Source organism: Mycobacterium sp. 050272, assembly GCF_039023525.1.
In the GTDB taxonomy this organism is placed as follows: Bacteria; Actinomycetota; Actinomycetes; order Mycobacteriales; family Mycobacteriaceae; genus Mycobacterium.
In genome coordinates this window covers 1-24,349 of the sequence record NZ_JBCHKV010000025.1, presented here as the reverse complement: position 1 = coordinate 24,349, position 24,349 = coordinate 1, and the positions used below count along the sequence as shown (strand labels likewise).

General features: G+C 67.0%; 28 protein-coding genes. 17 read left to right on the top strand and 11 right to left on the bottom strand.

Going from position 1 to position 24,349, the window contains the following annotated elements:
- Positions 1-148: 148 nt before the first annotated feature.
- Positions 149-691, bottom strand: coding sequence for a peroxidase-related enzyme (locus AAHS21_RS29335; protein WP_342930890.1), 543 nt, complete (start codon positions 689-691; stop codon positions 149-151).
- Positions 692-819: 128 nt separating this feature from the next.
- On the opposite strand from AAHS21_RS29335, the gene AAHS21_RS29330 reads away from it, so the two are divergent.
- The 3 genes from AAHS21_RS29330 (at position 820) to AAHS21_RS29320 (ending at position 3,086) form a co-directional block, all read left to right on the top strand.
- Positions 820-1,470 carry a sigma-70 family RNA polymerase sigma factor gene (locus tag AAHS21_RS29330; RefSeq protein ID WP_342930889.1) on the top strand — a complete coding sequence of 217 codons (651 nt, stop codon included), beginning with the start codon at positions 820-822 and terminating at the stop codon, positions 1,468-1,470.
- Positions 1,463-1,735, top strand: coding sequence for a zf-HC2 domain-containing protein (locus tag AAHS21_RS29325; protein WP_342930888.1), 273 nt, complete (start codon positions 1,463-1,465; stop codon positions 1,733-1,735). Before AAHS21_RS29330 ends, AAHS21_RS29325 begins: the two co-directional genes overlap by 8 nt.
- A gap of 181 nt (positions 1,736-1,916) precedes the next feature.
- Positions 1,917-3,086, top strand: coding sequence for a redoxin domain-containing protein (locus tag AAHS21_RS29320; protein ID WP_342930887.1), 1,170 nt, complete (start codon positions 1,917-1,919; stop codon positions 3,084-3,086).
- Here AAHS21_RS29320 and AAHS21_RS29315 read toward each other — a convergent pair whose 3' ends face one another.
- The gene (locus tag AAHS21_RS29315) at positions 3,087-4,031 is read right to left on the bottom strand and encodes an SDR family NAD(P)-dependent oxidoreductase (RefSeq protein WP_342930886.1); all 945 of its coding nucleotides are present in this window, start codon (positions 4,029-4,031) and stop codon (positions 3,087-3,089) included. It abuts the gene before it with no gap.
- Between the two features lie 86 nt (positions 4,032-4,117).
- Here AAHS21_RS29315 and AAHS21_RS29310 point away from each other — a divergent pair, with 86 nt between their 5' ends.
- The 3 genes from AAHS21_RS29310 to AAHS21_RS29300 all read left to right on the top strand — a co-directional run bounded on the left by AAHS21_RS29310 (position 4,118) and on the right by AAHS21_RS29300 (position 6,063).
- Positions 4,118-5,020, top strand: a complete 903-nt coding sequence (locus tag AAHS21_RS29310; RefSeq protein WP_342930885.1) for a haloalkane dehalogenase — start codon at positions 4,118-4,120, stop codon at positions 5,018-5,020.
- 111 nt (positions 5,021-5,131) lie between these two features.
- Entirely contained in the window at positions 5,132-5,434 is a 303-nt protein-coding gene (locus AAHS21_RS29305) for a zf-HC2 domain-containing protein (protein WP_342930884.1), read from the top strand.
- Positions 5,428-6,063, top strand: coding sequence for an RNA polymerase sigma factor (locus AAHS21_RS29300; RefSeq protein ID WP_342930883.1), 636 nt, complete (start codon positions 5,428-5,430; stop codon positions 6,061-6,063). Before AAHS21_RS29305 ends, AAHS21_RS29300 begins: the two co-directional genes overlap by 7 nt.
- 4 nt (positions 6,064-6,067) lie before the next feature.
- On the opposite strand, the gene AAHS21_RS29295 is transcribed toward AAHS21_RS29300, so the two are convergent.
- The 5 genes from AAHS21_RS29295 to AAHS21_RS29275 form a co-directional block, all read right to left on the bottom strand.
- Positions 6,068-6,748, bottom strand: a complete 681-nt coding sequence (locus AAHS21_RS29295) for a TetR/AcrR family transcriptional regulator (protein ID WP_342930882.1) — start codon at positions 6,746-6,748, stop codon at positions 6,068-6,070.
- A 57-nt stretch (positions 6,749-6,805) separates the two neighbouring features.
- Positions 6,806-7,369, bottom strand: coding sequence for a peroxiredoxin-like family protein (locus tag AAHS21_RS29290; RefSeq protein ID WP_342930881.1), 564 nt, complete (start codon positions 7,367-7,369; stop codon positions 6,806-6,808).
- A 238-nt stretch (positions 7,370-7,607) separates the two neighbouring features.
- Positions 7,608-8,096: a DUF417 family protein gene (locus tag AAHS21_RS29285; RefSeq protein WP_342930880.1), complete on the bottom strand. Its 489-nt coding sequence runs from the start codon at positions 8,094-8,096 to the stop codon at positions 7,608-7,610.
- Between the two features lie 163 nt (positions 8,097-8,259).
- Positions 8,260-9,150 (bottom strand): alpha/beta fold hydrolase, encoded by an 891-nt coding sequence (locus tag AAHS21_RS29280; RefSeq protein ID WP_342930879.1) that lies wholly within the window; start codon positions 9,148-9,150, stop codon positions 8,260-8,262.
- A gap of 103 nt (positions 9,151-9,253) precedes the next feature.
- A complete protein-coding gene (locus tag AAHS21_RS29275) occupies positions 9,254-9,502 on the bottom strand; it encodes a hypothetical protein (protein ID WP_342930878.1) in 249 nt (82 codons plus the stop codon).
- Between the two features lie 335 nt (positions 9,503-9,837).
- Here AAHS21_RS29275 and AAHS21_RS29270 point away from each other — a divergent pair, with 335 nt between their 5' ends.
- The 5 genes from AAHS21_RS29270 to AAHS21_RS29250 all read left to right on the top strand — a co-directional run bounded on the left by AAHS21_RS29270 (position 9,838) and on the right by AAHS21_RS29250 (position 16,803).
- On the top strand, positions 9,838-10,617 hold the full coding sequence (locus tag AAHS21_RS29270) for a thioredoxin domain-containing protein (RefSeq protein WP_342930877.1): 780 nt from the start codon (positions 9,838-9,840) through the stop codon (positions 10,615-10,617).
- A gap of 1 nt (position 10,618) precedes the next feature.
- Positions 10,619-11,533 (top strand): cytochrome c biogenesis CcdA family protein, encoded by a 915-nt coding sequence (locus AAHS21_RS29265; protein ID WP_342930876.1) that lies wholly within the window; start codon positions 10,619-10,621, stop codon positions 11,531-11,533.
- Positions 11,534-11,550: 17 nt separating this feature from the next.
- A complete protein-coding gene (locus AAHS21_RS29260) occupies positions 11,551-12,627 on the top strand; it encodes a hypothetical protein (RefSeq protein ID WP_342930875.1) in 1,077 nt (358 codons plus the stop codon).
- Positions 12,628-12,982: 355 nt separating this feature from the next.
- On the top strand, positions 12,983-15,958 hold the full coding sequence (locus AAHS21_RS29255) for an arabinosyltransferase domain-containing protein (RefSeq protein WP_342930874.1): 2,976 nt from the start codon (positions 12,983-12,985) through the stop codon (positions 15,956-15,958).
- 212 nt (positions 15,959-16,170) lie between these two features.
- The gene (locus tag AAHS21_RS29250) at positions 16,171-16,803 is read left to right on the top strand and encodes a class I SAM-dependent methyltransferase (protein WP_342930873.1); all 633 of its coding nucleotides are present in this window, start codon (positions 16,171-16,173) and stop codon (positions 16,801-16,803) included.
- Positions 16,804-17,018: 215 nt separating this feature from the next.
- Here the strand turns inward: AAHS21_RS29250 and AAHS21_RS29245 are convergent, their stop codons facing one another.
- Positions 17,019-17,336: a hypothetical protein gene (locus AAHS21_RS29245; RefSeq protein ID WP_342930872.1), complete on the bottom strand. Its 318-nt coding sequence runs from the start codon at positions 17,334-17,336 to the stop codon at positions 17,019-17,021.
- A 78-nt stretch (positions 17,337-17,414) separates the two neighbouring features.
- On the opposite strand from AAHS21_RS29245, the gene AAHS21_RS29240 reads away from it, so the two are divergent.
- The 3 genes from AAHS21_RS29240 to AAHS21_RS29230 all read left to right on the top strand — a co-directional run bounded on the left by AAHS21_RS29240 (position 17,415) and on the right by AAHS21_RS29230 (position 19,805).
- On the top strand, positions 17,415-17,627 hold the full coding sequence (locus tag AAHS21_RS29240; RefSeq protein WP_342930871.1) for a hypothetical protein: 213 nt from the start codon (positions 17,415-17,417) through the stop codon (positions 17,625-17,627).
- A 498-nt stretch (positions 17,628-18,125) separates the two neighbouring features.
- On the top strand, positions 18,126-18,449 hold the full coding sequence (locus AAHS21_RS29235) for a hypothetical protein (protein WP_342930870.1): 324 nt from the start codon (positions 18,126-18,128) through the stop codon (positions 18,447-18,449).
- Positions 18,450-18,623: 174 nt separating this feature from the next.
- The gene (locus AAHS21_RS29230) at positions 18,624-19,805 is read left to right on the top strand and encodes an oxygenase MpaB family protein (RefSeq protein WP_342930918.1); all 1,182 of its coding nucleotides are present in this window, start codon (positions 18,624-18,626) and stop codon (positions 19,803-19,805) included.
- 310 nt (positions 19,806-20,115) lie between these two features.
- Here AAHS21_RS29230 and AAHS21_RS29225 read toward each other — a convergent pair whose 3' ends face one another.
- Positions 20,116-20,547 carry a nuclear transport factor 2 family protein gene (locus AAHS21_RS29225; protein ID WP_342930869.1) on the bottom strand — a complete coding sequence of 144 codons (432 nt, stop codon included), beginning with the start codon at positions 20,545-20,547 and terminating at the stop codon, positions 20,116-20,118.
- An 81-nt stretch (positions 20,548-20,628) separates the two neighbouring features.
- Here AAHS21_RS29225 and AAHS21_RS29220 point away from each other — a divergent pair, with 81 nt between their 5' ends.
- Positions 20,629-21,222 carry a helix-turn-helix domain-containing protein gene (locus AAHS21_RS29220; RefSeq protein WP_342930868.1) on the top strand — a complete coding sequence of 198 codons (594 nt, stop codon included), beginning with the start codon at positions 20,629-20,631 and terminating at the stop codon, positions 21,220-21,222.
- Positions 21,223-21,309: 87 nt separating this feature from the next.
- Here AAHS21_RS29220 and AAHS21_RS29215 read toward each other — a convergent pair whose 3' ends face one another.
- On the bottom strand, positions 21,310-21,906 hold the full coding sequence (locus AAHS21_RS29215; protein ID WP_342930867.1) for an ABATE domain-containing protein: 597 nt from the start codon (positions 21,904-21,906) through the stop codon (positions 21,310-21,312).
- A gap of 100 nt (positions 21,907-22,006) precedes the next feature.
- Here AAHS21_RS29215 and AAHS21_RS29210 point away from each other — a divergent pair, with 100 nt between their 5' ends.
- Both AAHS21_RS29210 and AAHS21_RS29205 read left to right on the top strand, forming a co-directional pair.
- On the top strand, positions 22,007-22,576 hold the full coding sequence (locus AAHS21_RS29210; protein WP_342930866.1) for a TIGR03086 family metal-binding protein: 570 nt from the start codon (positions 22,007-22,009) through the stop codon (positions 22,574-22,576).
- 8 nt (positions 22,577-22,584) lie between these two features.
- On the top strand, positions 22,585-23,481 hold the full coding sequence (locus tag AAHS21_RS29205; protein WP_342930865.1) for a pyridoxamine 5'-phosphate oxidase family protein: 897 nt from the start codon (positions 22,585-22,587) through the stop codon (positions 23,479-23,481).
- A gap of 464 nt (positions 23,482-23,945) precedes the next feature.
- Here AAHS21_RS29205 and AAHS21_RS29200 read toward each other — a convergent pair.
- Positions 23,946-24,349: metallophosphoesterase (locus AAHS21_RS29200; protein WP_342930864.1), on the bottom strand; the 404-nt coding region annotated here is incomplete at its 5' end.

Here is a 24,349-nt window from a genome sequence, read left to right as displayed (position 1 = left end):
TGTCGGACTCGGCGCGGATCCTGGTGGCCCCACTCGCATCGGCGCGGCCGTCTCGTCGCGGTCTTCGAATACGGCCCCGGGCACGGCGCGTGTGGTGCGAGGGCCGGCCTGGCGAGCCGCGGTCGCGCGACCCGCCAGGCCGTGAGGCTCACGCTTGCACGATCGGGAAGTCGATTTCGGTGTGCGCGACGTTGTTGAAGTAGTTCGTCAGCACGTTAAGGCCCACGTGGCCAATGACTTCGGCGATCTCGGCATCGGTTAGTCCTGCGCGGCGCGCCTTTTCCAGATCGGCGTCATCGACGTGGCCGCGGTGTTCGTTGACGGCTACCGCGAATGCGAGGATGGCGGCGGTCTTGGGGTCGTCTGCGTCGGCTTTGCGCGCCGAACCGACTTGATCGGCAGAAAGTCCCGCGGCCTTTTCGCCCAGATAGCTGTGCGCGGAAAGGCAATACGAGCAGCCGTTGGCCTGTGCGATGGCGATGGCGAGGCGTTCGCGCGTGGATCTGGGCAGCGTCCCGCCGTCGAGACCACCGGCCAAACCCAGATATCCGCGCAGCAGCGCCGGACTGTGCACCATCGCGCGGGTGAGGTTGGGAATCGTGCCGAGTGCCTGCTGCACGGCGGCCAACACCTCGGCCTGATCGCTGGTTGCGTCGGTGTCGGCGACAAGGGACAGCGCGCTGATTGTCATTGGTTCTCCTCCAGTATGGTTTGAGTTGCCCGGCCCCGCGCACCAGATCGACGAGGCCACTGTTTAGACGCGCGCGCAGCTGAACTGTTACAGGGGCCGCGATTTCGTCAGGGGAGAGGTGGTGCGGAGTGCGCGAACGGACCCGCACCGTCGTCGATGACCGGTGGGCCAGCGAGGACGAGTTCATCGGCGCGTTGCAGGGCGGAGATGGCGAAGCATTCCGCCTGCTGGTCGCCACGATGCACGCACCCCTGGTCCGTATGGCCCGGATATACCTGCCGGCATCCATTGCGGAAGACGCGGTACAGGACACGTGGACGTCGGTGGTGCGCACTATCGGTGTGTTCGAAGGCCGTTCCACCGTCAAGACCTGGGTGTTCCGCATCATGCTCAACCGAGTTCGGGCACTCGCGCGGACGCAGGGGCGTACGGTGCCGTTCGCCACCGCGGGTCCAGAGGCGGATTCGCACCCGTCGGTAGATCCAAGCCGGATGGTTCACCCCGAGCTGGGTGCACACCACTGGTCCGACGTGCCCGCAAGGTGGGATCTGCTGCCGGAGCAACGACTGTTGTCCGGCGAAGTGCGCACCGTGATATCGGAGGCCATGGCCAAACTGCCGGACGGGCAACGCGAGGTGGTCTCGATGCGCGATGTCGAGGGCTGGACGAGCGAGGAAATCTGCGACGCGTTGGGGATCTCGGCCGTCAATCAACGCGTGCTGCTGCATCGCGGACGTGCAGCCCTGCGAACCGCTCTGGAAGAGTACCTCGATGACTGACGACGAATTCATCACCAACGAACTGCGACTGGCGTGCAGCGACGTGATCGAACTGGTCACGGCATACCTCGATGACGCGCTGAGCGAGACAGACCTGCGCAGGTTCGAACAACACCGCGGCGGCTGCGAAGCCTGCCGTGTCTACATCGACCAGATTCGTCACACCATAAAGATCGCTGCAGCCGCGCGCGACGACGCGGTGCAGGTGCGCCCGGCGAACTTCGAGGCTTTGGTGGCCGAGCTGCGACTGCGAAGCAACCAGTAGGCCATCCCGTGCGTTCGGCCAATCCCTGTTGGTTCCCTTGAAGTTTCGAGGTCGAGCTACCGACGAGGTGAGCCAGTGAGCGGCCGCGGCTCTACTCGGCGTGTGCACAGAGTGTACCATCTGGTACAGACAGTGATGTCACCGTCTGCAGCGCAACAAAATCGACCCGGGAAGGCGCGCCATGACAAGAGCCGAGTTCGACACGATCGCTGACAGCGTCGCGGAGTTGCAGCAGCGGATGGCCGGACAGGCACCCGCCGACGTGCTGGGGGTGTTCGCGGCCGAGCAGCGTGGCCTCGAGTCGGCTGGTGTGCCGGCATCGGTGGTCGTCCCCGGGACGCGATTCCCGACTGCCGAGCTGGTGAGGCCGGATGGGACGCGGGTGTCGTCGGCCACCGAGTTGGCTGGCGCGCCCACGGTCGTGGTGTTCTATCGGGGGGCGTGGTGCCCGTACTGCAATATCGCGCTGCGCACCTACCAGCGGCATGTGGTGCCGGCTCTGCGAGCCCGTGGTGTCAAGTTGGTGGCGATCAGTCCGCAGACCCCAGACGGTTCGCTGTCGACACGTGATGCCAACGAGCTGACCTTCGGCGTCCTGTCCGATCCGGGAAATCGCATCGCTACCGCGCTGGGCATCGTTGCCGCGCCAAGTGACGAAGCGCAGGCCGCGCAGAAGCGACTGGGGCTTGATCTTGCCGCGGTGAACGCCGACGGCACCGTTGCACTGCCGATGCCCACGGTGGCGATCGTCGATGCCGAGTCGGTATTGCGGTGGATCGACGTGCATCCGAACTACGCCACGCGCACCGAGCCTGCAGACATCTTGGCCGCGGTCGACCGTGTTCTTGGCCGCGCGGCCACGTGGGCGGCGACCACGCCCCCCCTTGCCCCGGTGGCGCCCCGCCTGCAAGAACTGGCCGACGAACTCGGTGTCAAGTCCGTTCTGGTCATGCGCTCGGACCCCGATTCCATGGTCGTCGCGGCGACGGCGGGCCCGGCCACAGCCGTCTATCGGGTGGGCGCCGCCGGCTCCAAGGCAGGCGCCGCACCGGATCGAGTGCCGCTGTATTGCGAACGGGTGGTCGACGGCGGGGAGGCGATCTTCGTGCGTGACTCCCGCCTCGATGACACCTTCGCGGGCAACGAGGATGAGGCCGAGTTCGGCTTGAGCAATTACCTCGGGATGCCGGTCCGAGACGCCGGCGGGCACGTCGTGGGGACGGTTTGTGTTCTTGACGACCACGCACGCGACTATGACGGGGCCGCCCGCGACCGTCTCGACGCGCTGCGCGCCGAGGTGGAGGCGATCGTGGCGGCCGACCCGTCGGCGCTTGTCACCGATGATCGGTAGTCAGCGGGCGGCGGCGACAAATCGGTGGATGGCTTCGTCGGCGCGATCCTGGATCGTGGGGTCGGCGAAGTCTGCCAGGATCGTCGTCTGGTCGACGACGGGCCCGGTGAGGGCCCCGGCGCCACTGGCGTAGAACACTGCGCTGCGGTACGAGTCATCCACGATCGCGTCAACCAGGCGTCGCGCGCCGACGTCGAGCTTGTGCGCAAGACCGAACAGCGGTGCGATGTGGGGCATCACGACACGGCTCATGACCGTCCGCAGTATCGGGCTGGTGTGCTCGAACGCGTTGGTGCCTGCGGTGTTGCCCGGGCTCACGGTGAGCAGACGTAGGTCGGGGTGGCGTCGCGCCAGCGCCGATATCCACAGTGCGCCAAGGTATTTCACCTGGGCATAGGCCAGCATCGGTGTGGCGCGCCTGCCGACGTAGGCCGATCCGTCGATGACGCCGGCGAACTCGTCGACGGAATGGTATGTGAAGGTCGGGGGTGGGATGCGCAATTGCGCGACACCGCGGGCAGCCTCGCTGCCGGTCAGCACCGCAGCTGTGGTCAACGCTTCACGCGCGATCAGCGCCTCCAGCAGCATCACGTGTCCCAGCAGGTTTGCGGCGAAGATCTCGGTGACACCATGGTCGTTGAGCGCCAACGGTTTTGGCCCGCCGAGACCGCCGGCGTTCAAGACGACGGTGTGCAGCGGTTTGGTGATCGTGTCGACGGCCGACTGCACAGATCCGGGATCGGCGACGTCCATGTGGAGGATTTCGAACAGCGAGGTGTTCGTCGCGCGCTCGAGGTCGGATCGTGCCGACTCGGCTCGCGTGAGGTTGCGACACGCGAGCAAGATTGTCGAAAATGCGCCGCGAAGTGCCAGTTGCCGTGCGATCTCCTTGCCGATCCCGGAGTTCGCGCCCGTGATGAGGATGGCCCGATCCGTCTGTGTCATCGCCGCTCCGACCGCTCCTAAACCCCGACTTTACTGTTCGGTACACTACATCACGATCACCTGCCTCACACCCTGGAGCTGCCCCGATGAGCGTTGGCCTGCCTGAAGTTTTTCGGACACCGGAGAGCCGATTCGAGCACCTGCCCGGCTATGACTTCGCGCCGCACTACGTCGACATCGACGGTCTGCGGATCCACTACCTCGACGAGGGCCCGCGCGACGGCACCCCGATCGTGTGTTTTCACGGCGAGCCGAGCTGGGCCTACCTGTACCGCAAGATGATCGGCCCTCTGATGGCCGCGGGCCACCGTGTCATCGCGCCGGACTACGCCGGCTTCGGGCGCTCGGACAAACCGACCGACCCGAACTGGTACACCTTCGACCGGCACGTGCAGATCGTCAGCGCGGTGCTCGATCGCCTCGACGTGCAGCAGGCGACGGCGGTGGTGCAGGACTGGGGCGGCCCGATCGGGCTGCGGTGGGCCGTCGAGCACTCCGATCGCGTGGCGGCACTGGCGATCTTCAACACCGGCCTGTTCACGGGGCGGGTATCCAAAGGCTTTCTGTCCTGGCGGGATTTCGCCGAGAAGAATCCCGACCTTCCGGTCGGAATGGTGATCCAGGGTGCGACGGCCACCGAGCTGGCCGACGACGTGGTCGCCGCCTACGACGCGCCCTTCCCCACACCCGAGTCCAAAGCCGGGGCCGCGCGCTTCCCGCTGCTTGTCCCCATCACGGGCGACGACGTCGGCGCCAACGAGATGCGCGCGGTCATCGACGAGCTGTCGCGGTGGCAGAAGCCCGCCCTGGTGGCGTTCTCCGACCAGGACCCCGTCTTCCCCTACCCCCAAGCCGGTCAACTGTTTTGCGATCTCATCCCCGGCGCGGGCGATCAGGTGCGCATCGAAGGTGCCGCGCACTTCCTGCAGGAGGATCGCGGCGAGCTCCTCGCCCACGAGGTGCTCAAGGTGGCCATGACGAAACCGTGACGGTTCGCCCCACCAAGCCGATGTCGTGTCACCCTGGATGGGTAGCTGCGATGAGCTGCCGCGAAGCCAGCCGACCCGGGGAGGAACCGCGATGACCATCGAGGGTGGACGATGACGGCACGAACTGGTTGGGCGGGTTGGTGGCGTCGCCGAGTGCGCAAGGCCGCGGGTACGCGCCCGCTGCAGTGCCGGGAGATGGTCGAACTCGTCACGGCGTACCTGGAGGACACGCTCGACGTCGATGACCGGGCGCGCTTCGAGACGCATCTGCGCGGATGTGAGGGCTGCACAGCCTATCTGGACCAGCTGCGCGTCACCATCGGCACGCTGGGCGCCATTCGCGAGGAGCACCTCGATCCGGTCTACCGCGCCCGGCTGCTGGCGGCCTTCGCCGACACGGCGGGCTCGTGGTGACCCGGACAGCCGACGAGAGCGCGCTGCTGGCAGCGCTGCGATCCGGTGATCAGCGTGCGTTTGCCCAACTGGTCGATGAGTACAGCCCCGCCCTGCTGCGTGTCGCACGCACCTATGTCGCCGATGCCCCCGCGGCCGAGGATGTGGTGCAAGAGACCTGGATCGCCGTGGTGAAGGGGATCGGCGGTTTCGAGGGCCGATCCTCGCTCAAGACTTGGCTTTTCGCGGTGTTGACCAACATCGCCAAGCAGCGTGGCGTTCGCGATCATCGACGCAAGGAGACCCTGACGGACTTCGGTGCGGCCACCGTGGATCCGGCCCGCTTTCACGGTCCGGGCGAACGCGGCGTCGGCTCGTGGAAAGAGCCGCCGACGCCGTTCCCGGACAGCCCGGAGGGCTCGGTTCTGCATGGCGAGTTACTCGAGCTCGCCCGGTGCGAGCTGGACAAGCTGCCCGAAGGGCAGCGCACCGTCGTCACCCTGCGCGACATGCTCGGATTCGACGCCGCAGAGGTGTGCGACGTGCTCGACATCAGCCCGGGCAATCAGCGGGTGCTGCTGCATCGCGGACGCGCGGCGATCCGTCAGAGCCTCGAAGACTATGTCAGGAGCAGCCAGCGAGAACGCTGATGGCTCAACGCGTCTGCCGCCCGCGGCGAGCTGCCCCAGGCTCGACGGGTGCGGGGGTGGCGGCCCAGCGGCGCAGTTCGGTCATCACGCCGTCGAGCGTGTCGCGCAGCACCGTGACGTCGCCGCGCACGCGGGCGAGCAACATCCCGCCCTGTAGGGCTGCGACGGCCATCGCTGCGAGCCGGGCCGGTTTGGCGGCGCGCCCCAGTTCGCCGCGATTCTTCATCGCCTTCAGCCCGCGGGCCAGAGGCGCCTCCCACCGGGCGAACGCGGCATCCAGGCTGGGGCGAAACGTCTCGTCGTTTTTCAGCTCGGCCGCGATCGTGCCCAGCGGGCAGCCGAACGGCCCGCCCGCGCGGGATTGCTCGCGCAGGATGCGGGCCATCCAGGCCTTGATGCCCTGCCAGGAGTCGGTGTGGTCGAGCTCGGGTTGCTGAGCGGCGAGCACCAACTCCAGTTGCCGCTCGATCACCGCGGCCACCAGGTCGGCCTTGCCGTCGAAATAGTGATACATCTGGCCCTTGCCGGCGCCCGCGGCCGCGAGCACGTCATCGAGGCTGGTGGTACTCACGCCGTTGTGATACATCAACGTGGCCGCGGCATCCACGATCTGCGCGCGAGCGCGCTGACCGCGTGCGGTCGCCGGGAGCGGGCGCGCCGTGCCGGTCGGTCGCAATGCGGACATCCCGAAAGGATATAGAAGCAACCGCGGCCGACCGGCACGTCGCGACCGCGGCGAGTGTCACCGCACCTGGGCCAGTAGTTCGTCGACCGACCACTGATCGTAGGCGTGGATTCCGCGCTTGGCGGCGACCACTTTGCCGTCCGAGTCGATCAGGAAGTCTCCCGGCAGCCCCAGCGTGCCACCGATGGGGTCGTCGTTGTAGACCGGCGTCGGGATTGGTGCGCCCCGCCTGACGACTTGGCGGATCCGCTGGGCCACGACCGGGGCGAGGGCGCGGGGGTCGAGGATGGCCCGTCGCGAGGAGCCCACACCGAACTCGTCGTAGAGCAGCTTGGCCGGATCGCCGATGACCGCGAACGGCAGCTCGACCCCGTGGCGGCGCAGTTCGTCATCGCTGGAGTGGAACACCACGACCTCACGGATGCCGGCCGCGGCGATCTCGTCGTAGCGCCGCGCCATCGACTGAAGGTGCACATTGCAGATCGGGCAGCCCGCGAACCGACGCAGCTGCAGATGGACAAGATGGTCGGGATCGGGGATCCGCACCGTCTCTCCGGATATGGTGACCAGTTCCCGGGGCGCCACGACAGTGCCCGGGCTGACGACGTTGGCTTTGCTCATGAGAAGTACTGCCTTTCAGAAGTTCGTGGCGGGCCCGCACGTGTGACAAACGAAACTGTACTAAACAGTATAGTCTAGGCACGGGTGAGCAACGGGCGAATTCGAGGCTGTCAGCGTCTCGTCACCACGACCGGACGGCGTACGGCAATGCCTGCCGCCCAAGGGCTGAATCGCACTGCGGTGGTGGCGTGCCGTGCCGGCATCGGCCATGGCGCCCATCGTCGACGCCGTGTGTGGGTCACGCACGCAGGGCATCGGCCAGGGTCCACAGCGACACCCCGAGCAGGACGACATCCTTGAGCAGGAACTGACCGGTTGACGACAGCGCGGGGAATCCGCCCCCGGCCGCCTCGGCGACGCCGGGGGTGGTGAACAGGAAACTGATCGTCGCAAGGAACAACAACGTCGCCAGGACGCTGCCGAGCACCGAGAGTTTGGGCGCGACGGGTCTGACGGCCAGCAGGATCGCGGTGAGGATCTCGAAAACCCCCAGCACATTGGAGAAGGTCTGCACCGAGAACAGGTTGTACAGCCAGCTCATCAGCGGGCTGTTGGCGACCAGTGGCTGGATGCCGTCGGCCTCGTAGGCGGTGAACTTCAGCGCGCCGATCCAGGCGATCACGACGACCAGGCCGTAGCGGGCGACGAAGGACGCGAGGCCTTCGAGCCTCGCGCGGATGCGCGGTTTGGCCAGAACATTGTTGGTAGCCACGAGATTAACCTCCATACGGGTGTCGACTGTCGCTGGTGTGGTGTCGCCACACCCGGCAGCCGTTACACAGACCAGGCTTTCGGCTCCCAGTTGACCGAATGGTCAACTACGACTCGGCGCGAGGCGCCTATCCGGCCATTGGTGGCAACTGCGACGTTCGCAACGGTGGCGACAGGGATTACTGGCGCTGTCCGCCAATGGCCTCAGCGAGACGGGAGACGGCGTCGGCGATCTCGTCTGGGCAGTCCTCTTGCAGGAAATGCTTGGCGGGCAACAAGATCGGGTCGTCGATGCCTGCGGCCAGTTGCGCGTGGACGCCGTCGTGGTGCCATGTCAGGGCGTGGTCGCGGACCCCCCAGACGATCTGCACCGGATACGGCGTGTCCCGTACCGCGGACAGGTAGCGCTGTTGCTTGTCGGCGGTCAACTCGAAACCCCGCATGATCTTCAGGAACGCCCGCCCGCCGTCATCGCCGAGCAACAGCGGGACATACGCGGCGATGTCGGCCGCCGGAATCTTGCGGCTGACGCCGGTGTAACGCATCAGGGACACAAACACGCCCGGTATTTGCACCGACGCCAACCACGCATCACCCAGGCCACGATGGGCGAAAGGCTCCATCATCCACGGACGATGGAAGGTCTCGACGGCCACGGTCGTGTTCAGCAGGGTCAACGACCGGATCCGGCCTGGCTGCGCCGCGGCGACTTCGAAGCCGATCGGCCCTCCGATGTCGTGCACGAGCAGGTGGAAACGATCGAGCTGCAACGCGTCTACGGCCGCCAGAAGCCAGCGGCCCAGTCCGCTCCAGGTGTAGTCGAAGTCCGCCGGACGCTCGGCGAAACCCAGCCCAGGCAGGTCCACGGCAATGCCGCGCAGACCCCGGCGCGCCACGGCAGCCACCACCTTGCGGTAAAGATAGGCCGACGCGGGTACCCCGTGCACGCACACCACCGGCTCGGCATCCGCGGCACCGGCATCGAGTGCGAAGGAGCGCACCCCGGCGGCGGTGAACTCTCTGCCCGATGCCCGGTACCGGGCCAACAGCTGCTCGACGGCAAGCGACATTTATCCTGCGGATCCGTTCACCTCAGCCTCTCCCGTACTGGACAGTACATTGTGGCGCGCTGCGCACCGTCGGACGTAACGCCCGGTGCGGTTGCCGGCCTGGTCAGCAGCCGGTCGGGCACGAAATGTCGACGTAGGCGGTCGGGTTGGCGCCCCCTGGGTCCTTCTTGACGCCGGTGACGGTGCACGCCGACAGGTTGGCGCTCGGGGTCCCGTTGATTTGCACGCTGTAGCCCTCGGATTTCAACGAGTTGACGGTGTCGTCGGCCGTCGCCGCGGCGGGTCCGGCTGTGGCGACGCCGGCCACGGCCAGCAGGCTCGCGCCGACGATGGACAATGCGATTCGATTCATGATGGAACCTCCGTGGTTGACCTGCGCTGGCGATGCGCTGGGGCCGGCGCCTTCGGCGGCTGTACTGATTGTCGCACCGCGGCAAAGCAATTGGATCGCGCCAATTGTGACGGAACGGTGACCGCCAAGTCCTGACCCGATGGTGAGCGCGTAGGCTTCGGTCCAGGACAATACGGTCGTCGAATCCGGGAGTTAATCAGATTCCTTCGGCTGCAAGGAGTTACGGGCATGCACACCCTCGCGTCAGCACCGCTTGTTTCGACTACGGAACGCACCAGGCGGCCCGAAAGAGGTTCTGCCTCATGTGGCATCCAACATTGACATATGAGTGAACCATGGATGATGTGATGTTGAACGACTCGACGGAGGTTTCCACCACCCGACACCCGAGAGCGTCGGGAACCCTTGGGCGCCTGGTGGCCGGGCGTGCACGGTGGTGGCTGGGCGCAGGTGCGATCGCGGTTGTGGTGGTGCTTGCTGTGGCCGGCGTCAACCATTCGTCCGAACCGCAGACGCAGCCCGGTCGGTCAGGACCCGCCGCCGCGTCCTCGGCGATTCAGGCGTGGCGGGCCGCGCATCAGCCCTCTGCCACCGATCCTCTCGCGATGGGTTCGGTGTCGGCGCCGGTCGTGGTGGCGGAGTGGGGTGATTTCCAGTGCCCGTTTTGCCGAGCGTTCGCTCTGGACAGCGAGCCGGTGCTAATCGCCGATTATGTGCAGACCGGCAAGGTGCGCTTCGAATGGCATGACCTGGCCAAGTTGGGTCCGGAGTCGGTGCTGGCCGCGCGCGGCGCGCGCGCAGCGGCGCGCCAAGGGGCGTTCTGGGTGTTTCACGACGCGTTCTACCGCGATCAGGCCCCGGAAAACAGCGGGGCGGTAACCGAGCAGTCGCTGATCGCAATGGCGCGCGGCGCGGGACTGGACGTCGACAGGTTCGTCGCCGACATGGGTGACCCCGCCGTCGCTGACGCGGTCGAACGCGACCGCAGCGACGCACGACAGCTCGGCATCACCCACGTGCCCTCCTTCCTGGTCAACGACGAGCTGCTCATCGGGGCGCAATCCTTGGACACGCTTCGTCAGGTCATCGATGCCGCCCTGGTGAAGGCGTCTTGACGTGCTGGACATCGGCTACCTGGCCGCGTTTCTGGGTGGAGTGCTGGCCCTGCTCAACCCGTGCAACGCGCTGCTATTGCCCTCCTTCTTCGCCTACGCCTTTTCCGGTCCGACGATGATGGTGGCGCGCACCGGTGTCTTCTACTTCGGCCTGGCCGCCGTCCTTGTCCCGTTGGGTGCGGGCACAGGCGGATTGGCGGCCATCCTCACCGAGCATCGGATGTTATTGATCGTCGCGGCCGGGACGGTGGTCATCGCTTTCGGCCTGGTTCAGATTCTCGGCGGCGGGTGGACTCTGGCGCCGGTAGCGCGCTTTCAGGCGCGCATGGCCCAGCGCAGCACCTGGGTGTCGACCGCCGGCCTGGGCGCCGCGTACGGCCTGGCCGGGTTTTGTTCCGGCCCGATCCTGGGCGCGGTACTCACCGTCGCCGCCGCCGGTGCGGCCCCACTGCGTGGTGCCGTGCTGCTCGCCGTCTATGCCGCCGGCATGACCGCGCCGCTGTTGATCTTGACAGCGGCGTGGCAACGGTTCGACATCGGGCATCGAAAATGGTTGCGGGGGAGGGAATTCCAGGTTGGCCGACTACAGCTTCACACCACGTCGGCCATCGGTGGGCTGCTGTTTGTCGCCACCGGAGCGGCGTTCGTCTTCTTCGGTGGCAGCACCGGCATCCCGACCGTCGATCCCCGCATCGCGCTGCGTGCCGAGACGGCGGCGGCGGCTCTGGCCGCTCATGTTCCCGACACCGTCGTGGTGCTGGCCCTGTTGGTAGTCGTCGTGCTCACGGTGCGGTGGCGGTGGCGACACGCGCGGGCCGGGTTCGGCGAATCGGCGATGCCGCCGGAGGGCAGGCCCGCGATCGTCGATGGTGTCGACCACTCGGTCCGGCACACTGCGATTGCAGATGTCGACTGAGGCCACGGGCTCGACGAATGCGGGTTTCGCGGGACGTTGCATCCATCGCACTGATCGTCGGCCTGGCCGTCGGCGTCGTGACGGTCGGGTGTGGCCGTGATGACGGCTTGCCGGTGTCCACCTCGAGCTCGGCTCCCACATCGGGCGCGGTGCGGCCGGCCGAACCCGCCATCGCGGGTGCGCCGCGCACTGCGCCCGCGGGCAGGGTGGTGTCGATCGGATCTGCGCCGGAAGGAATCGTTGTCGGACGGTCCGGAGTCGGGGCGGTCGCGGTGCGCAATCCCGACGGCGTGGTGTTGTTCACCGCTGCGACAGGTGCGCTGCATCGACGGATCTCGACCACCGCAGCGGCGCGGCACCTGAGTCTGGCCGGACCCGACGGGCCCGTCCTGGTGCCGTTGGAGGGCTCCAACGAGCTACTGCAGTTGTCGCTTTCGCAGGGCGCGGTTGTTGCCGCGACGACCGGAGTTGGTCACCAGCCGCACGACGCTGCCCAGGCCGCGGATGGAACCACTGTGGTCACCAACGAACTCGGTGGTGGGGTCGTTTTCGTCCGCGACGGCCAGGTCATCGGTTCGGCTCCCGCCGGCCCGGTGCAGCCGGGAGGCGTTGCGGCCGTGGGCAAGTACGCGGCCGTCGCCGACGTGCGGGGAAACGGATTATGGGTCTACGACGCCTCCGCGCAGCGGCTCGTCGCGCACGGCCCCGTCGGGGTGAAACTGACCCACGTGGTGGGGTTGTCCACCGATCTGGTTGCGCTCGCCGACACCGAGGGCGGCGCGGTACTCATCGAGCGAATCGAACCGCAGCTCTCGCAGGTGTCCAGGATCGAGGCCCCCGGCAACCCATACGGGCTGGCCTACGACGCGCGCCGTGCGCGCCTGTATGTCACCCTGACCGCGTCGAACCTGATGCGGGTGATCGACACCACCGACGCCGCGACGCCGCGCATCGTTGCCGACGTCCCCACCGTCCAACAGCCCAATTCTGTTGCGGTGGATCCGGCATCGGGCACCGTGCTGATCACCGGCAGCAGCCCCGGCGGCCAGAACAGCTTGCAGATCGTGTCGCCAGACCGGTTGCCAGCCGGCTAGCCGACCGATTGTCGGCAGGTCGAGAGCCGGTCACCAGGTGGCCGTATCGCGGTGCCATGACCGACGCGCTGGCTCGTTCATCGAGTTTCGCCGTTGTCGGCAGAGGATTTCGTTGTCGGCAGAGGATTTGCTGCCGCGGTCCTACGTCGCCGATGGACAGAAATGTCGTGGTAGCGGGTTGGCATCGGCCGCCGCGCCGGGTGCAGGCGTTTATGGTAGCGGACCGATGGCAGGCGTGACGCTGAAGGTGACGGCATCGTGACGTCGGAGCGGTTTGCGAGCGAGCCACGACGACGGACCGGCAACGTTGGGTGCGAACCCTGTCGGCCCGGACCCGAAGGTATGTGCAGACTTGGTGTCACAGCGTGCACGCGATGCGCCTCCCGCGTGGTTGGCCCTGCTTGTCGGTCTCGTCGGCATCGTTGCCGGCCTCGCGCTGCCGTTTTGTCCGGTGCGGGCCCAAACGACGACGCTGACCTGGCCGGTGCCCGGCCAGGCGGTCGTCTCCAGCAGCGCGATCGTGGTGCCCTACCGACCGCTGCACCTGCAGGCGACGATCCCGTGCCCGGCGCTGCGGGCCACGACCGCATCCGACGCGCGTGTCATCGCACTGAGCACCGGCAGTGGGGCCGCGGGCCTGACCGTCGGCGGTGATCGCACAGGGATCAATGTTGGCGCCGACGGGCGCAGCGTGCATTTGCCGGTTCCGCGCCGCGACGTGGGGTGTGACGTGCACGTCGAGGCCGGACCGAACGGGATGTCGGTGCGCGGCGCCGACTCCGGGCGCGCCATCGAGCTGCCTGGACAACCGGTTCCGGAGGTGTTCGGGTTCCGTACGGGCCTGGACGCGGCCGTTGCGACCGGGATGCAGGTGCGCGTCGAGGTCGGCGATTCCTTCACCACGTCCCCGGGCCCCTTGAAAAGCGCCCTGATCGGGGTGCAGGTGGCCGCGGCCGCGGCGGCGCTGTGGTTGTTGCCGCGACCCGCCCCGCGGCGTCGACGGTGGCGGTGGCGGCGGTGGGATCGTGTGTGGTGGGTCGACGCCGCGGTGGTGATGGTGCTGGCCGGGTGGGCAGTGATCGGTCCGCTGGCCGTCGACGACGGTTGGGCCACCATGATTGCGCGCAACCAAGGAGCGACGGGCAACCCGGGAAATTACTACCGTTGGTGGAACGCCGCCGAGACGCCGTTCGCGTTGAGTCAGCAGCTGCTCGCACCGATGACGGGGGTGAGTGTGGCGCCGTTGTGGCTGCGGGGGCCCAGCACGGTGTTGGCGGTCGCGACCTGGTTTGTGTTGACGCGCGGCGTACTGCGCGCGGCATTGCCCGATGTCGCGGCGAGCATACGGGTCCGAGGGTTGGCGGCGCTGTTCCTACTGGCCACCTGGCTGCCGTTCAACCTCGGCACCCGCCCGGAACCCTATGTGGCGCTGGGTGTTACGGCAGGTCTTGCGCTGGCAATGCGCGCCCGCAGTCCGGTCGGTGTGGGCTGGCTGCTGCTGGTCGTCGCCGTCACGGTGCCGATCAGCGCCAACGGCGTTCTGGTCGTGGCCCCGATCGTGGTGTTCGCCCCGCGGCTTATCGCGGCAGTGCGTTCGGCATCCACTCGCATTCAAACGGTGGCGGTTGTCGCGATGCTGGGCTGCGTCGCGGCTGTGGCTCTGACCGTCGTCTTCGCCGATCAGACCTGGGATGGCGTGGTGGTGGCGACCGACTGGCACAACTTCTTCGGGCCATCGCTGCGGTGGTACGACGAGCCGCTGCGCTATCGCTACTTGTTGCGCTCCGATCAGCAGGGCAGCTTCGCCAAGCGGCTGCCCGTATTGCTGTCGATCGCGATGGTGCCGATCACCGTCCTGGCGGGGCGGCGCCGCGGCGATCGGATCGGCCGAGTCGGTGTTCGGCTCGCCGGGGTCGTGGCGATGGCGCTGCTGCTGCTGGCGCTGTCGCCGTCGAAGTGGTCCTATCACTTGGGGTCGGTGGCGGGACTGTTCGCTGCGCTGCTCACCGTGGGCGTCGTGATGCTCTGCCGGCGCGTCGCGACGGCCGATCGTTACGGCGTTCTTGCCGGGGTCGCCGGATCGATACTGGCCGCCGGCGCGGTGGCGCTGGCCTTCGCCGGACCGAACGCGTGGTGGCTGCCAGCGGTCTATGACGTCCCGTGGGCCGATGCGGCACCCCGACCGCTCGGCCTGCCGCTGGCTCATCCGCTGCTGTGGATCGGACTGGTGGCGGTGCTGTCGGCGGCGGCGGGGATTGCCGCACGGCGGCGGGGCGCCCTGTGGGTGGTGTCCGCGGGTCCCGCGGTGATTGCGGTGACCGCTGTCGGTGTAGGGCTGGCCCTGCTGGTTGGCTCGTTTGTCGCGGCTCCCATCCGCCGTCCGGCGGGTTCACTGGCCCTGATGAACATGCACCGGATCAGCGGCGGTCCGTTGTGTGGGTTGGCCGATGACGTCGAGGTGTTGCCCGACGGCGCGGTCCTGGACGTGGCGGCCGACTCGGGCGGCGCGATCGCCGGGTTCATCGCCCACGGTGGTTTTCTGCCAAGCGCGCCGCCGCCCGACCCGCCGGGGAGTGGCACGTCCACTTTCCTGTGGGGTAGCCGCGCGGCCGGCGTCGCAGCCACGGCAACCATGACCAGCCCCTGGTTCGTGTTGCCGGTGCTCTCGCCCGACGCCGGCATCGCCGTGTCGGTGTCGGGCCGCACCGACGGCGGCAACACGCTCGCCTTCGAATTCGGCCACAGCGCGGGCACACAGGTGAGTGTGCTCAGCGACCGCGGCCCGCCCGACCGTCCGGCCGCCGGCGAGGATCCCGACCATCCGCTGTGGCGCACGATCGGTGTCGATGCCACCGATGTGCCCCCGGGCGCCGACCGGGTACGGATCCAGGCGGTCGACACCCGCACCGACGCCTTCGGTTGGCTGGCTTTCACCGGACCGCGGCTGCGTTCGGTCGTGCCGTTGAACCGGTTTCTTGCCGCCCACCGACCGGTCCTGCTCAGCTGGCCGCAGTCGTTCGTGTTTCCGTGCGTGCGCGACATCGCCACGGTCTCCGGCGGCGTCGCCCAGACACCCGGCGTGGTGATCGAGTCACCACGGCCCTGGCTCACCGAGGACCGAGACCCCGAAGTCGGGGGCACCTTCGCTGAGCTCGCCCAGTTCGGAAACCTCTACGAGATCCCCAGCCGCCTGATCGGGCACCCAGAGCTCGACTGGGGAACGGTCAAGGTTTCAGGGGACACCGCCAGCCGCGACGCCTACCAACGTACCGTCGCAGAGGTGACGGTTCCCGGCAGCGGTGGTGTGATGCGTCAACGGCCCCAACGCTGAGCGCAGACATCCGCCGCCCACGCGCGATACCAGTCGTTGCTGACGGAATCCTTACGTGTCCTGCGCTCGCCAGGTAGTCGACGTCACCCGGATATAAGAATGACCGTACGCGTCAGGCGCCGCGGACGGGTGCACACGCTTCGGAGCCGACGACCGATCGGCGATTCAACCCAACGGGCGTGCCACGCCCTCTACTCGTAGCTGGAGGGCGGATGCTGGGACCGCAGTACGAGCGCGCGCTTCTGGGGGAGCGCTGCTGGCTGCGCCACGACGACGGGGAACGCGTAGAGCTGCCAGTGCATCTCTGGCTTGGCCATCACGGCGCGGACCACTCGTTTGACGAAACGGTGGTGTCTTTGTGCGAGGGTCCGACGATCGACCTCGGTTGCGGACCGGGACGTCTGGTCGCACAACTGATTCGGCGTGGACTACCCGCACTGGGAATCGATCAATCCGCGACCGCCGTGCGGATCGCCAACCAGCGCGGCGCGTCTGCCGTGCGCGGCGACGTGTTCGGTGCGTTGCCGGGTGAGGGTGGTTGGGGGACCGTGCTGCTCGTCGACGGCAACGTCGGCATCGGTGGCGATCCCGTGCGGGTGTTGGCCCGCGCCGCGCGGCTGCTGGCTCCCGGCGGGCAATGCCTTGTCGAGTTCGACCCGGCGACACCGGGTGTCAAACAGCGACGGGTTCGCCTGGAATCCGATACTGGGACGGGGCGCTGGTTTGACTGGGCGTCGGTCGGAGTCGACAGCGCCTCCGAGGTGACCGAGCGGGCCGGCTTGACCTTGACCCGTACCCACCGCGTGGGCGCACGATGGGTGGCGCAGGTGTCCAAGCCGCAATGATCGGCCCGCAAACCTGCGACAGACGGTCCCCAGCGCCCGTCGCCAACCCCCATCGCCGTTACTCACGGGGTAGCCGCTGAGCCGCCCCGATAAGTCATCGGAAACGTCGGGTTGAGCGCAAGTGGAGTTAAGGGCGGCGTATCGGCATCTGTTGTCGAGTTGCGGCCACACCTGTGGCGCCATCGTCAATCGTCAGGTGTAACGACCGCTGGGACTCACCTTGCGAATACCTGATCGGTTTTCGGTTGCCGTTGAGACCCCAACCTCCTGCGGGGTTCGCCGGCGGGAGCCGTCGGTTCGGTCGTGATGTTGGGGAAGCGACGGTGCAGCCGCTCGATGAGGAAACGCGCGTGCGTGATGTCGCGGTGCAGTGTCGCGGCCTGCCGTCGCATCGCCCGAGCGCGGCTGGTCTGCCCGGCCGCCCCTTCGCGTTGAGCCTGTGCGAGTCGTGGGACCATCACAGCGAGGTGCTCGTGCAGCGCGTCGAGCAGCTGGACGGCCTGAGCGATATCCGGGTCAGTCACAACGGTCATCGTGACACCCGATCCCGAACGGCGCTCCCCAAGGGCACCGGTTGACGCCACGCCCCACTGGACGCGACGCTTCAGGTTATGAAACAGACCAGCGAGCAGACCCTTATCGCCGAGGTCGTGCGTCGCCTGATGACGGCATTTCCCCAGGCCCGGCCTGAAGACGTCAGCGCCGCCGTCCACCACGCCCACGCGAGGTTCGCATCCTGCCCGATCCGCGACTTCATACCGCTATTCGTCGAAAAGCGCGCCCGCCAAGCGCTCACCCTGCGACCCATCCAGATCAGCGCGTAACAACGCCTCGATGATCGCGGCGCCGGGTTGTTGCGCACACGAACAGAGGCTGTGCACGCGTACCCGGAGCCGCGCCTCAATGGGGTGGCGGCGATCGACGTAGGCTCCGCTCATATGCGCGAGTGATTCTGTGCATGGCGGCGGAATTCGGTTGGCGCCGCTGCGGTCTCGGTTTGTGGTGCCCAATGTCGTTGCGGCAGCTAGCCGTTGTTCGTTCATCCTCGGCGCTGCTGTGAACGATCCACAGCCGCTCGGCGTACACCGCACACCTGACGAGCCACAACAACGTGGTCCTGCTGGCGACCGATGATTGGCAGGCCGCGACCTGACGTCAACGTCAGTCACCCTGCGCACCAATGACTCCCGTTCGCCACGACGCGGCAATCGTGGTTTTCGGCGACGCCCGCACGGCGCTGGCTAGTTGGGGTAACGGGACGCGGTGGGCGCACGCTCGCTCAGGAGTGGGCCGATATCCCGCATGCCTGGCACGGGTTGTCGGTGCCCGGGTTCCCGAACTTCTTCCTCATGTACGGGCCCAACACATTCGGCAGTTCGGGCTCGGCGATCTACATGCTCGAAAGCCAGGCCCGCCATGTCGGTGGCGCGGACACCATCGAAGTCCGCCCGACCGCCCACGCCAGGTTCATGGCCGAACTGCGTGAACGCCAGCAGCGCACCGTGTGGGCCACCGGAGGCTGCGCCAGCTGGTACGTCGACGACCAGGGCCGAGACCCGACCAACTGGCCCGGCTACACCTTCGAATACCGCCGCCGCACCGCCCGGGTTAAACCCCTGGTGTACGAATTGTCGGCGTCGTCCTGACGCGGCCGACCGCAGCGGTCCCGGACAGCCCGGCCCGATACCATCAACGGCACATCGCCGCGCGAACGATGGCAGAAGAAGGGCGATATGGTGTCCGACGCCGCAGGATCCTGGCCGGCCGTTCCCGCTGCGTTTCGTTACCCCGAGAGCCGGACCGGCACTGCGCACGCGAAGGTGCGCGATCGGGTATTGCGGTGGACCGGAATGGATTTGTTCCCACCCGACGAGATCGCCAAGGCGTTCATCGCCGGGTTGTCCGAAGGGGATCCGGTGGCCGAGCGGTTCGTCGCCGACACCTATCACGGTCCGTTGGGCGCCCGGCGGGCCCGCGACCTGGTCGAGGAAGCACAGCGGGTGGGTATCGACAACGTCGCAGGGGCGCCGGAGTCGATGCGGGCGCTGTTCGACGAGTTCGAAAAGGTTCCGGACTGGGTCGATGCCGACATGGTCGAGCAGGGCGCGGCGGTGTGGCGGCGCTGGGCCTACGCGCTCGGGGCGGTGGGCAACGCTGGCACCATGGACACCTACACCGAAGGCTGGCTGGCCCAACCGCTTTCGCTGTCCGGGGGTTACGCCGGGGCGCGGGCGCTGCACCGCTACCTGGAGACCTCGCGCTGGTGGATCGAGGTGAGCAAGCCCGGCGCGGTGCTTGATCCCGGTTCGACCGCGCGCAACATCTCGCTGCACGTGCGCCTTATGCACGTCAGCATCCGCGCCCGCGTCAACGCACACCGCGAATGGGACGCGCAGCGCTGGGGGCTTCCGATCAGCCAGTCCGCGATGCTGCTGACCCTGCTGGGCGGCAGTGTGGCACCGGCTGCGGGGCTGTTTCTGCTCGGGCACCTGACCTCTGCACAGGAGGTGCGCGCGGTGTTGCACTTCAACCGGTACTGCGGTCACCTGGTCGGCGTGCGCTGCGCCCAATACTTCCCGACCACGGCCCTGGATGCCTGGCGCATCCTGTTCATGGCCGACGCCGCCCGCAGCTACGACTCCGGGGACACCGGCAAGGAACTCGTCGAGTCGTTCGTTCCGGCATTCTCGCCCACGGCCGCACAGCGGGGCATGGATCGACTGCGAGCCCAGTACCACTACCGTGTGCAGGCCGGATACGCCGGTCTGTACATGTTGCCGTGGAACCGCCGCCGCTACGCCCCGCCATCCCCGCGACTGGGCATCGCGCTGCTGCTGATGCGTGCCCCGGTCATCGCGGGCATGGAGATCGCCCGGCGGGTGTCTCCCGCCGTCGACCAACGCTGGCAACAGGTCTCGCTCGGCCGATGGGAGCGCTGGCTGCGGTGGCAGTCCGCAGGCAAGGCCGCCGAATTCGACGCCGCGATCCCGCTACGACGCTGATCTCGACGTCGGCGAGGTGCGCCCCCATCCACCGAATCGCGTTCTCGGCCACTCGGTCTCACCAGGCCAGACGGGCGTCCAAGAGCCGTCGTCAGATCCCATCTACCGCATGCCCGCCCCTTGTCGTCCAGCTCCGCAACTGGATCTACTCCAGTTTCCCGGCCGCTCGGAGCCGGTCAGGCCCAGGGGCGGTTGCACGACGAGCCGCGTCAACGTCCGCGCCCGATCGCGCTTGTACTTGCCGACGGGCGGTATGCCACCTTCCACGCGGCGCGACCGTTTCCCTTCCCGCATTCGCAAACTCATGCGTTTACTGATTCTGTTGTAGTGCCCGACGGATGAGGCCGGGATGCCGGGCGAGTTTGAGGCCGAGCTGTAAGGCGAACACGGTTAGCGGTGCCCAGGGCCGCAGATGTGGGCGGATCCTCCGTATGCGGCCGTCGTCGTCGAGTTCGATTACCATGGCGTCGTTTATGCCAAGACCAGCGACGCGCGCTTCGCTGACCGCAACATGGAGTTGGTCTTTGCCTGCGAACTCGCGCCAACGCAGGTCGCGCAGGCTGCCGAACGCGGCGCCCAGCAGTACGCGGAGGTCGTCGTGTCCGCGAAAGACCATCCGGCCCGACAGCGGCGATATCAACTCGGCATCCGGCGCGAGCGCGCAGGCCATGCCGTCAATGTCGTTGGCTTGTGCCGCCGAGCAGAAGGCAGCAACAGAGTCGGCGGTTTCGGTCACACTCATTGCGCCGTCCTCTCGTCGATTGTGATTTGCAAGTAACCTAGCAGGCGGGCATTTTAGAATGCAAGAGACTATCGTGATGACATGCCGAGGCAGTCGTTCGCAAACGTCGCTTGCTCGATCGCGCGCTCGCTTGACGTGGTCGGTGGGCGCTGGACTCCGCTGATCCTTCGGGATCTGTTCGTCGGCATGTCGCGGTTCGAGGACATTCGGCGTGACCTGGGCATCGCGTCAAACGTGCTTGCGGAGAGGTTGGCGATGCTCGAGCGTCACACCATCGTCGAGCGGCGGCAATATCAAAGCTCGCCGGTGCGCCACGAATACCGGCTCACCGCGAAAGGACTCGAGCTGTACCCGGTGATCGCCACTTTGATCGCGTGGGGAGACAAGTGGCTCTCAACCGCGGCGCCGGTGCTCACCGTGCACTACGACTGCGGGAAGGTGACCGCTGCGAAAATCGTGTGCGCGGAATGTGGCGGGAACTTGACCGCCGCAAACACGGCCGCGGTCGCCGGGCCTGGCGCCCATCCAGGCCCAGGCACCGCGATCATCGGCGAATACTTGACCACGGACGACGTGATCACGAACTCTGGAAACGGACACCCGAGAACAGCAAATTCGCCGTATACCCGAACAGGCGAGCGGCCGACAACACCTGGGAGACGGCCTCCGGCGTAAAGAACGTGCTTCACGGACCTCCGATGTTGGTAACTGTCAAGCATCAACACGTGCGGCACATGCCCGACGCGCGGTTGGGTGCCCGGGTCAGGTGCGGTGGTGGCGGTGGTAGTGCCGGGCCACTCGTGTCCGGTTGGCGCAGATGTTCTGGGTGCAGAACTTGCGGCGGGGGTCGGAGGCGACGAAGAGCATGCTGCACGTCGGGTTCTCACATCTGCGCAGGCGGTTGCGTGCGGGTCCGACCAGCAGATCGATAAGGCTTTCGGCGACGGCGGCTCGCGCGAGTTCGTAGAGCCGGTCGGCGGGTGGATGGCGAGTGGTCAGGGCGGCCCACCCGGCTGGGGTCTGCACCAGCTGGCGTGTGCAGGCCACGCTTGCTGCGATGTCGTTGACACGATCGACGACCGCTGCGCTGGGAGTGATCCCGGCGATGTGTGCGTCGAGTATCTCGCGAACTGCTTGACGCAGCTCAATGGTGAGCGCACGTGACGGCGCCGGCGTCCCGTCGGGTAGTCGATCCTGCTGCAGGCCCCACCAGAACCGACAAGCCGCCTCGTCGGCAAGTAGATCGACGACTGGATCCCGACTGGTGATGATCGTGTCGGCCAGGTCCACAGCCAAGGGCTCTCCCGCCACGACGAATCCCGCCGCCTGCGCCCTTTGGAGCCGTGACCCGGTATTCATTTAACTAATGCTATCAAGATGTTGACAACGTTAGGCAGCGCGGGTACAAAATCTAACGGTAAACATTGCTGTCAAACGTTAGTTAACGAAAGGAACTCGGATGAACTCGTTGGACCTGCTGCAACAGGCCGATAAGCGCCTGGTCGACCTGGTCTCCACTCTGAGCGTGTCGAATCTGGACGCCCCCAGTCCGTGCTCAGGGTGGAGCGTGCGGTCGCTGCTCAGCCACACCGTCGCCACGATCGACGCCTTTGCAGCGGCCCTCGACGGACAGGGCGGCCCGACCGAGCAGGAACTTTTCAGCGGGGCGGACATCCTCGGTTCAGCCCCGCTCACGGTCGTCGAGAAGTCCGTCGACCGCTCACAGCAAGCGTGGACCACAATCACCGACTGGGAGCGTCCCATCCTGACCGTCATCGGGGAGATGCCGGCCCGCCAGGCCATCGGCATCATCACCTACTCGACGCTGATCCACAGCTGGGACCTGGCGGTGGCCATCGGCAAGCCGGTCGACTTCGACGAGGCCGAGGCTGCCCTGGCAGAAGCGGTCGGATCGCAGCTCGTCCCGGCGCTGCGTCCCCAAGATCTCTTCGGTCCGGAGGTCGAGGCGAGTGCGAACGCGACCCCCACCCAGCGAGTAGTCGCCTTCGCCGGTCGTAACCCCCTGTGACCCTGCAGATGACGAACGAAAACCGGCCAGCTGCTGTGGGGTTCCACAGCGGCGAGCTGGCCGTCCAGACACGCGCCGGAGTGCGCTCACGCGCCGAGCGGCTGGCCCCGATGGCGACCCGCGGCCAGCTCCGCACAGCCACGGCTGACTTCGTGGCGGCGGCGCAGCTGGCGGTCCTGACCGCGCGCGACGCCGCAGGCCGACTGTGGACCTCACCGCTGCTGGGACAACCCGGGTTCCTTCGGGCGGCAACGCCGACCACACTGCATATCGAGAACCCCTTTCCCGACGCCGACCCGCTGCACGACCTACCGGCCGGCCAGCCCGCTGGGCTGATCGTGATCGACTTCGCCGCCCGACGCCGAGTGCGCATCAACGGCGTTCTGGCCCAGGCTGATTCCGGCGGTCTGGCAATCGATGTCGACCAGGCATACGGCAACTGCCCGAAATTTATCCGGAACCGCCACCTGCGCCTCTCCGCCAACGCTTCCGGCCCAGACCGCACACCGGTTTTCACTGGCGAACTCTTGCGCCCGGAGGACCGTCAGCTGATCGAACGCGCCGACACATTCTTCCTGGGCACGAGCCATCCGACGTCGGGCAACGACGCCTCCCATCGAGGCGGGCCGACCGGCTTCGTCCACATCGAGCACGATCGCCTCTGGTGGCCGGACTACCGGGGCAACAACCTGTTCAACAGCCTGGGCAATGTCGCGGTCGACCCGACCACTGCCCTGCTCTTCATCGACTTCCCCACGGGGACAACGCTGCAACTAACCGGCACAGCCACGTTAGTGTGGGACGACGATATGCCCCGAGACGAAAGCCAGACCGGACGGCGAGTCACCTTCACGCCTCAGCGCGTTGTCGTGACGGGCATTCCGGGGTTGCGTGCCGAGTTCTGACGACCGGCGCGCACTATCCGTTCAATAGGGGACCGACCCGACGAACTCTCCAAATCGGCTGAGTGGCGGGACGCCACCCAAAACACAGCCGTGCCTTGCGGGCGCCGAACCAATGATTAGTAGCGGCCGCATTGGAGAACACCTGATCTGCCCTATCGCTGGCGGGATCATCAATCACGACCGCACGCTGCTTGAACGTGCGTGACTGCTGGCCCGGGTAACGCCGATTGCGTGAGCACCAGCAGCCAGCCGTGCCCGCCGCCGGGCGCTGCGCGAACTGGTAGCCAAAGGTTGCACCAACCGCGGGCTGATTCCCAAGCCGACAGTCTGCACGTTCCCAAATCTGCTAAGTCACGTTCCCGACCCTTCGAGCGCACCACCACAGACCAGGTGCCGAGTGGTTTTCGTCAGGGCCCATGTTGCCAGCAGAGGGCGAGATCCTGGTCTGAAGGCGTCAGTGGGGCCTAGAGCGACACGATCGCGGCGCCACGGACATATTCCACCCGAGTAGACCGGTACTGGCGCACAGGGCTTTCTGGGTAGGTGTGACCGTGGATCAGTAGTGCCGGTTTGTGCGTGTCGATCCAGTCGCGAAGGGCGGTGATGCCGACGTGGGCTGGGTCGGAGTGGTCGTTGATGCCCGCTGGCGGGCAGTGGGTGACGAGTACGTCAGCGGCGGGCATGTCGGCAATGATCGCCGCATATTCCTGCTGGGTGTAGAGAATGTCGCGGCCGCGGCGTTTGTATCGCACGCAGCCTTCCAGACCGATGAACGTTGTGTTGTTGATGGTGGTGGGGGTGAGGTGGAGGTTGGTGATGTCCAGGGTGGTGAGGTAGGTGCCGTTGTCGTGGTTGCCGTAGATGCCGA

Excerpts from the sequence above, each read along its gene's own strand:
- AAHS21_RS29335 (WP_342930890.1), bottom strand. The coding sequence starts at position 691 with ATGACAATCAGCGCGCTGTCCCTTGTCGCCGACACCGACGCAACCAGC.
- AAHS21_RS29325 (WP_342930888.1), top strand. The coding sequence starts at position 1,463 with ATGACTGACGACGAATTCATCACCAACGAACTGCGACTGGCGTGCAGC.
- AAHS21_RS29320 (WP_342930887.1), top strand. The coding sequence starts at position 1,917 with ATGACAAGAGCCGAGTTCGACACGATCGCTGACAGCGTCGCGGAGTTG.
- AAHS21_RS29315 (WP_342930886.1), bottom strand. The coding sequence starts at position 4,031 with ATGACACAGACGGATCGGGCCATCCTCATCACGGGCGCGAACTCCGGG.
- AAHS21_RS29310 (WP_342930885.1), top strand. The coding sequence starts at position 4,118 with ATGAGCGTTGGCCTGCCTGAAGTTTTTCGGACACCGGAGAGCCGATTC.
- AAHS21_RS29305 (WP_342930884.1), top strand. The coding sequence starts at position 5,132 with ATGACGGCACGAACTGGTTGGGCGGGTTGGTGGCGTCGCCGAGTGCGC.
- AAHS21_RS29295 (WP_342930882.1), bottom strand. The coding sequence starts at position 6,748 with ATGTCCGCATTGCGACCGACCGGCACGGCGCGCCCGCTCCCGGCGACC.
- AAHS21_RS29290 (WP_342930881.1), bottom strand. The coding sequence starts at position 7,369 with ATGAGCAAAGCCAACGTCGTCAGCCCGGGCACTGTCGTGGCGCCCCGG.
- AAHS21_RS29285 (WP_342930880.1), bottom strand. The coding sequence starts at position 8,096 with ATGGAGGTTAATCTCGTGGCTACCAACAATGTTCTGGCCAAACCGCGC.
- AAHS21_RS29280 (WP_342930879.1), bottom strand. The coding sequence starts at position 9,150 with ATGTCGCTTGCCGTCGAGCAGCTGTTGGCCCGGTACCGGGCATCGGGC.
- AAHS21_RS29275 (WP_342930878.1), bottom strand. The coding sequence starts at position 9,502 with ATGAATCGAATCGCATTGTCCATCGTCGGCGCGAGCCTGCTGGCCGTG.
- AAHS21_RS29270 (WP_342930877.1), top strand. The coding sequence starts at position 9,838 with ATGGATGATGTGATGTTGAACGACTCGACGGAGGTTTCCACCACCCGA.
- AAHS21_RS29260 (WP_342930875.1), top strand. The coding sequence starts at position 11,551 with ATGCGGGTTTCGCGGGACGTTGCATCCATCGCACTGATCGTCGGCCTG.
- AAHS21_RS29250 (WP_342930873.1), top strand. The coding sequence starts at position 16,171 with ATGCTGGGACCGCAGTACGAGCGCGCGCTTCTGGGGGAGCGCTGCTGG.
- AAHS21_RS29245 (WP_342930872.1), bottom strand. The coding sequence starts at position 17,336 with ATGACCGTTGTGACTGACCCGGATATCGCTCAGGCCGTCCAGCTGCTC.
- AAHS21_RS29240 (WP_342930871.1), top strand. The coding sequence starts at position 17,415 with ATGAAACAGACCAGCGAGCAGACCCTTATCGCCGAGGTCGTGCGTCGC.
- AAHS21_RS29225 (WP_342930869.1), bottom strand. The coding sequence starts at position 20,547 with ATGAGTGTGACCGAAACCGCCGACTCTGTTGCTGCCTTCTGCTCGGCG.
- AAHS21_RS29220 (WP_342930868.1), top strand. The coding sequence starts at position 20,629 with ATGCCGAGGCAGTCGTTCGCAAACGTCGCTTGCTCGATCGCGCGCTCG.
- AAHS21_RS29215 (WP_342930867.1), bottom strand. The coding sequence starts at position 21,906 with ATGAATACCGGGTCACGGCTCCAAAGGGCGCAGGCGGCGGGATTCGTC.
- AAHS21_RS29210 (WP_342930866.1), top strand. The coding sequence starts at position 22,007 with ATGAACTCGTTGGACCTGCTGCAACAGGCCGATAAGCGCCTGGTCGAC.
- AAHS21_RS29205 (WP_342930865.1), top strand. The coding sequence starts at position 22,585 with ATGACGAACGAAAACCGGCCAGCTGCTGTGGGGTTCCACAGCGGCGAG.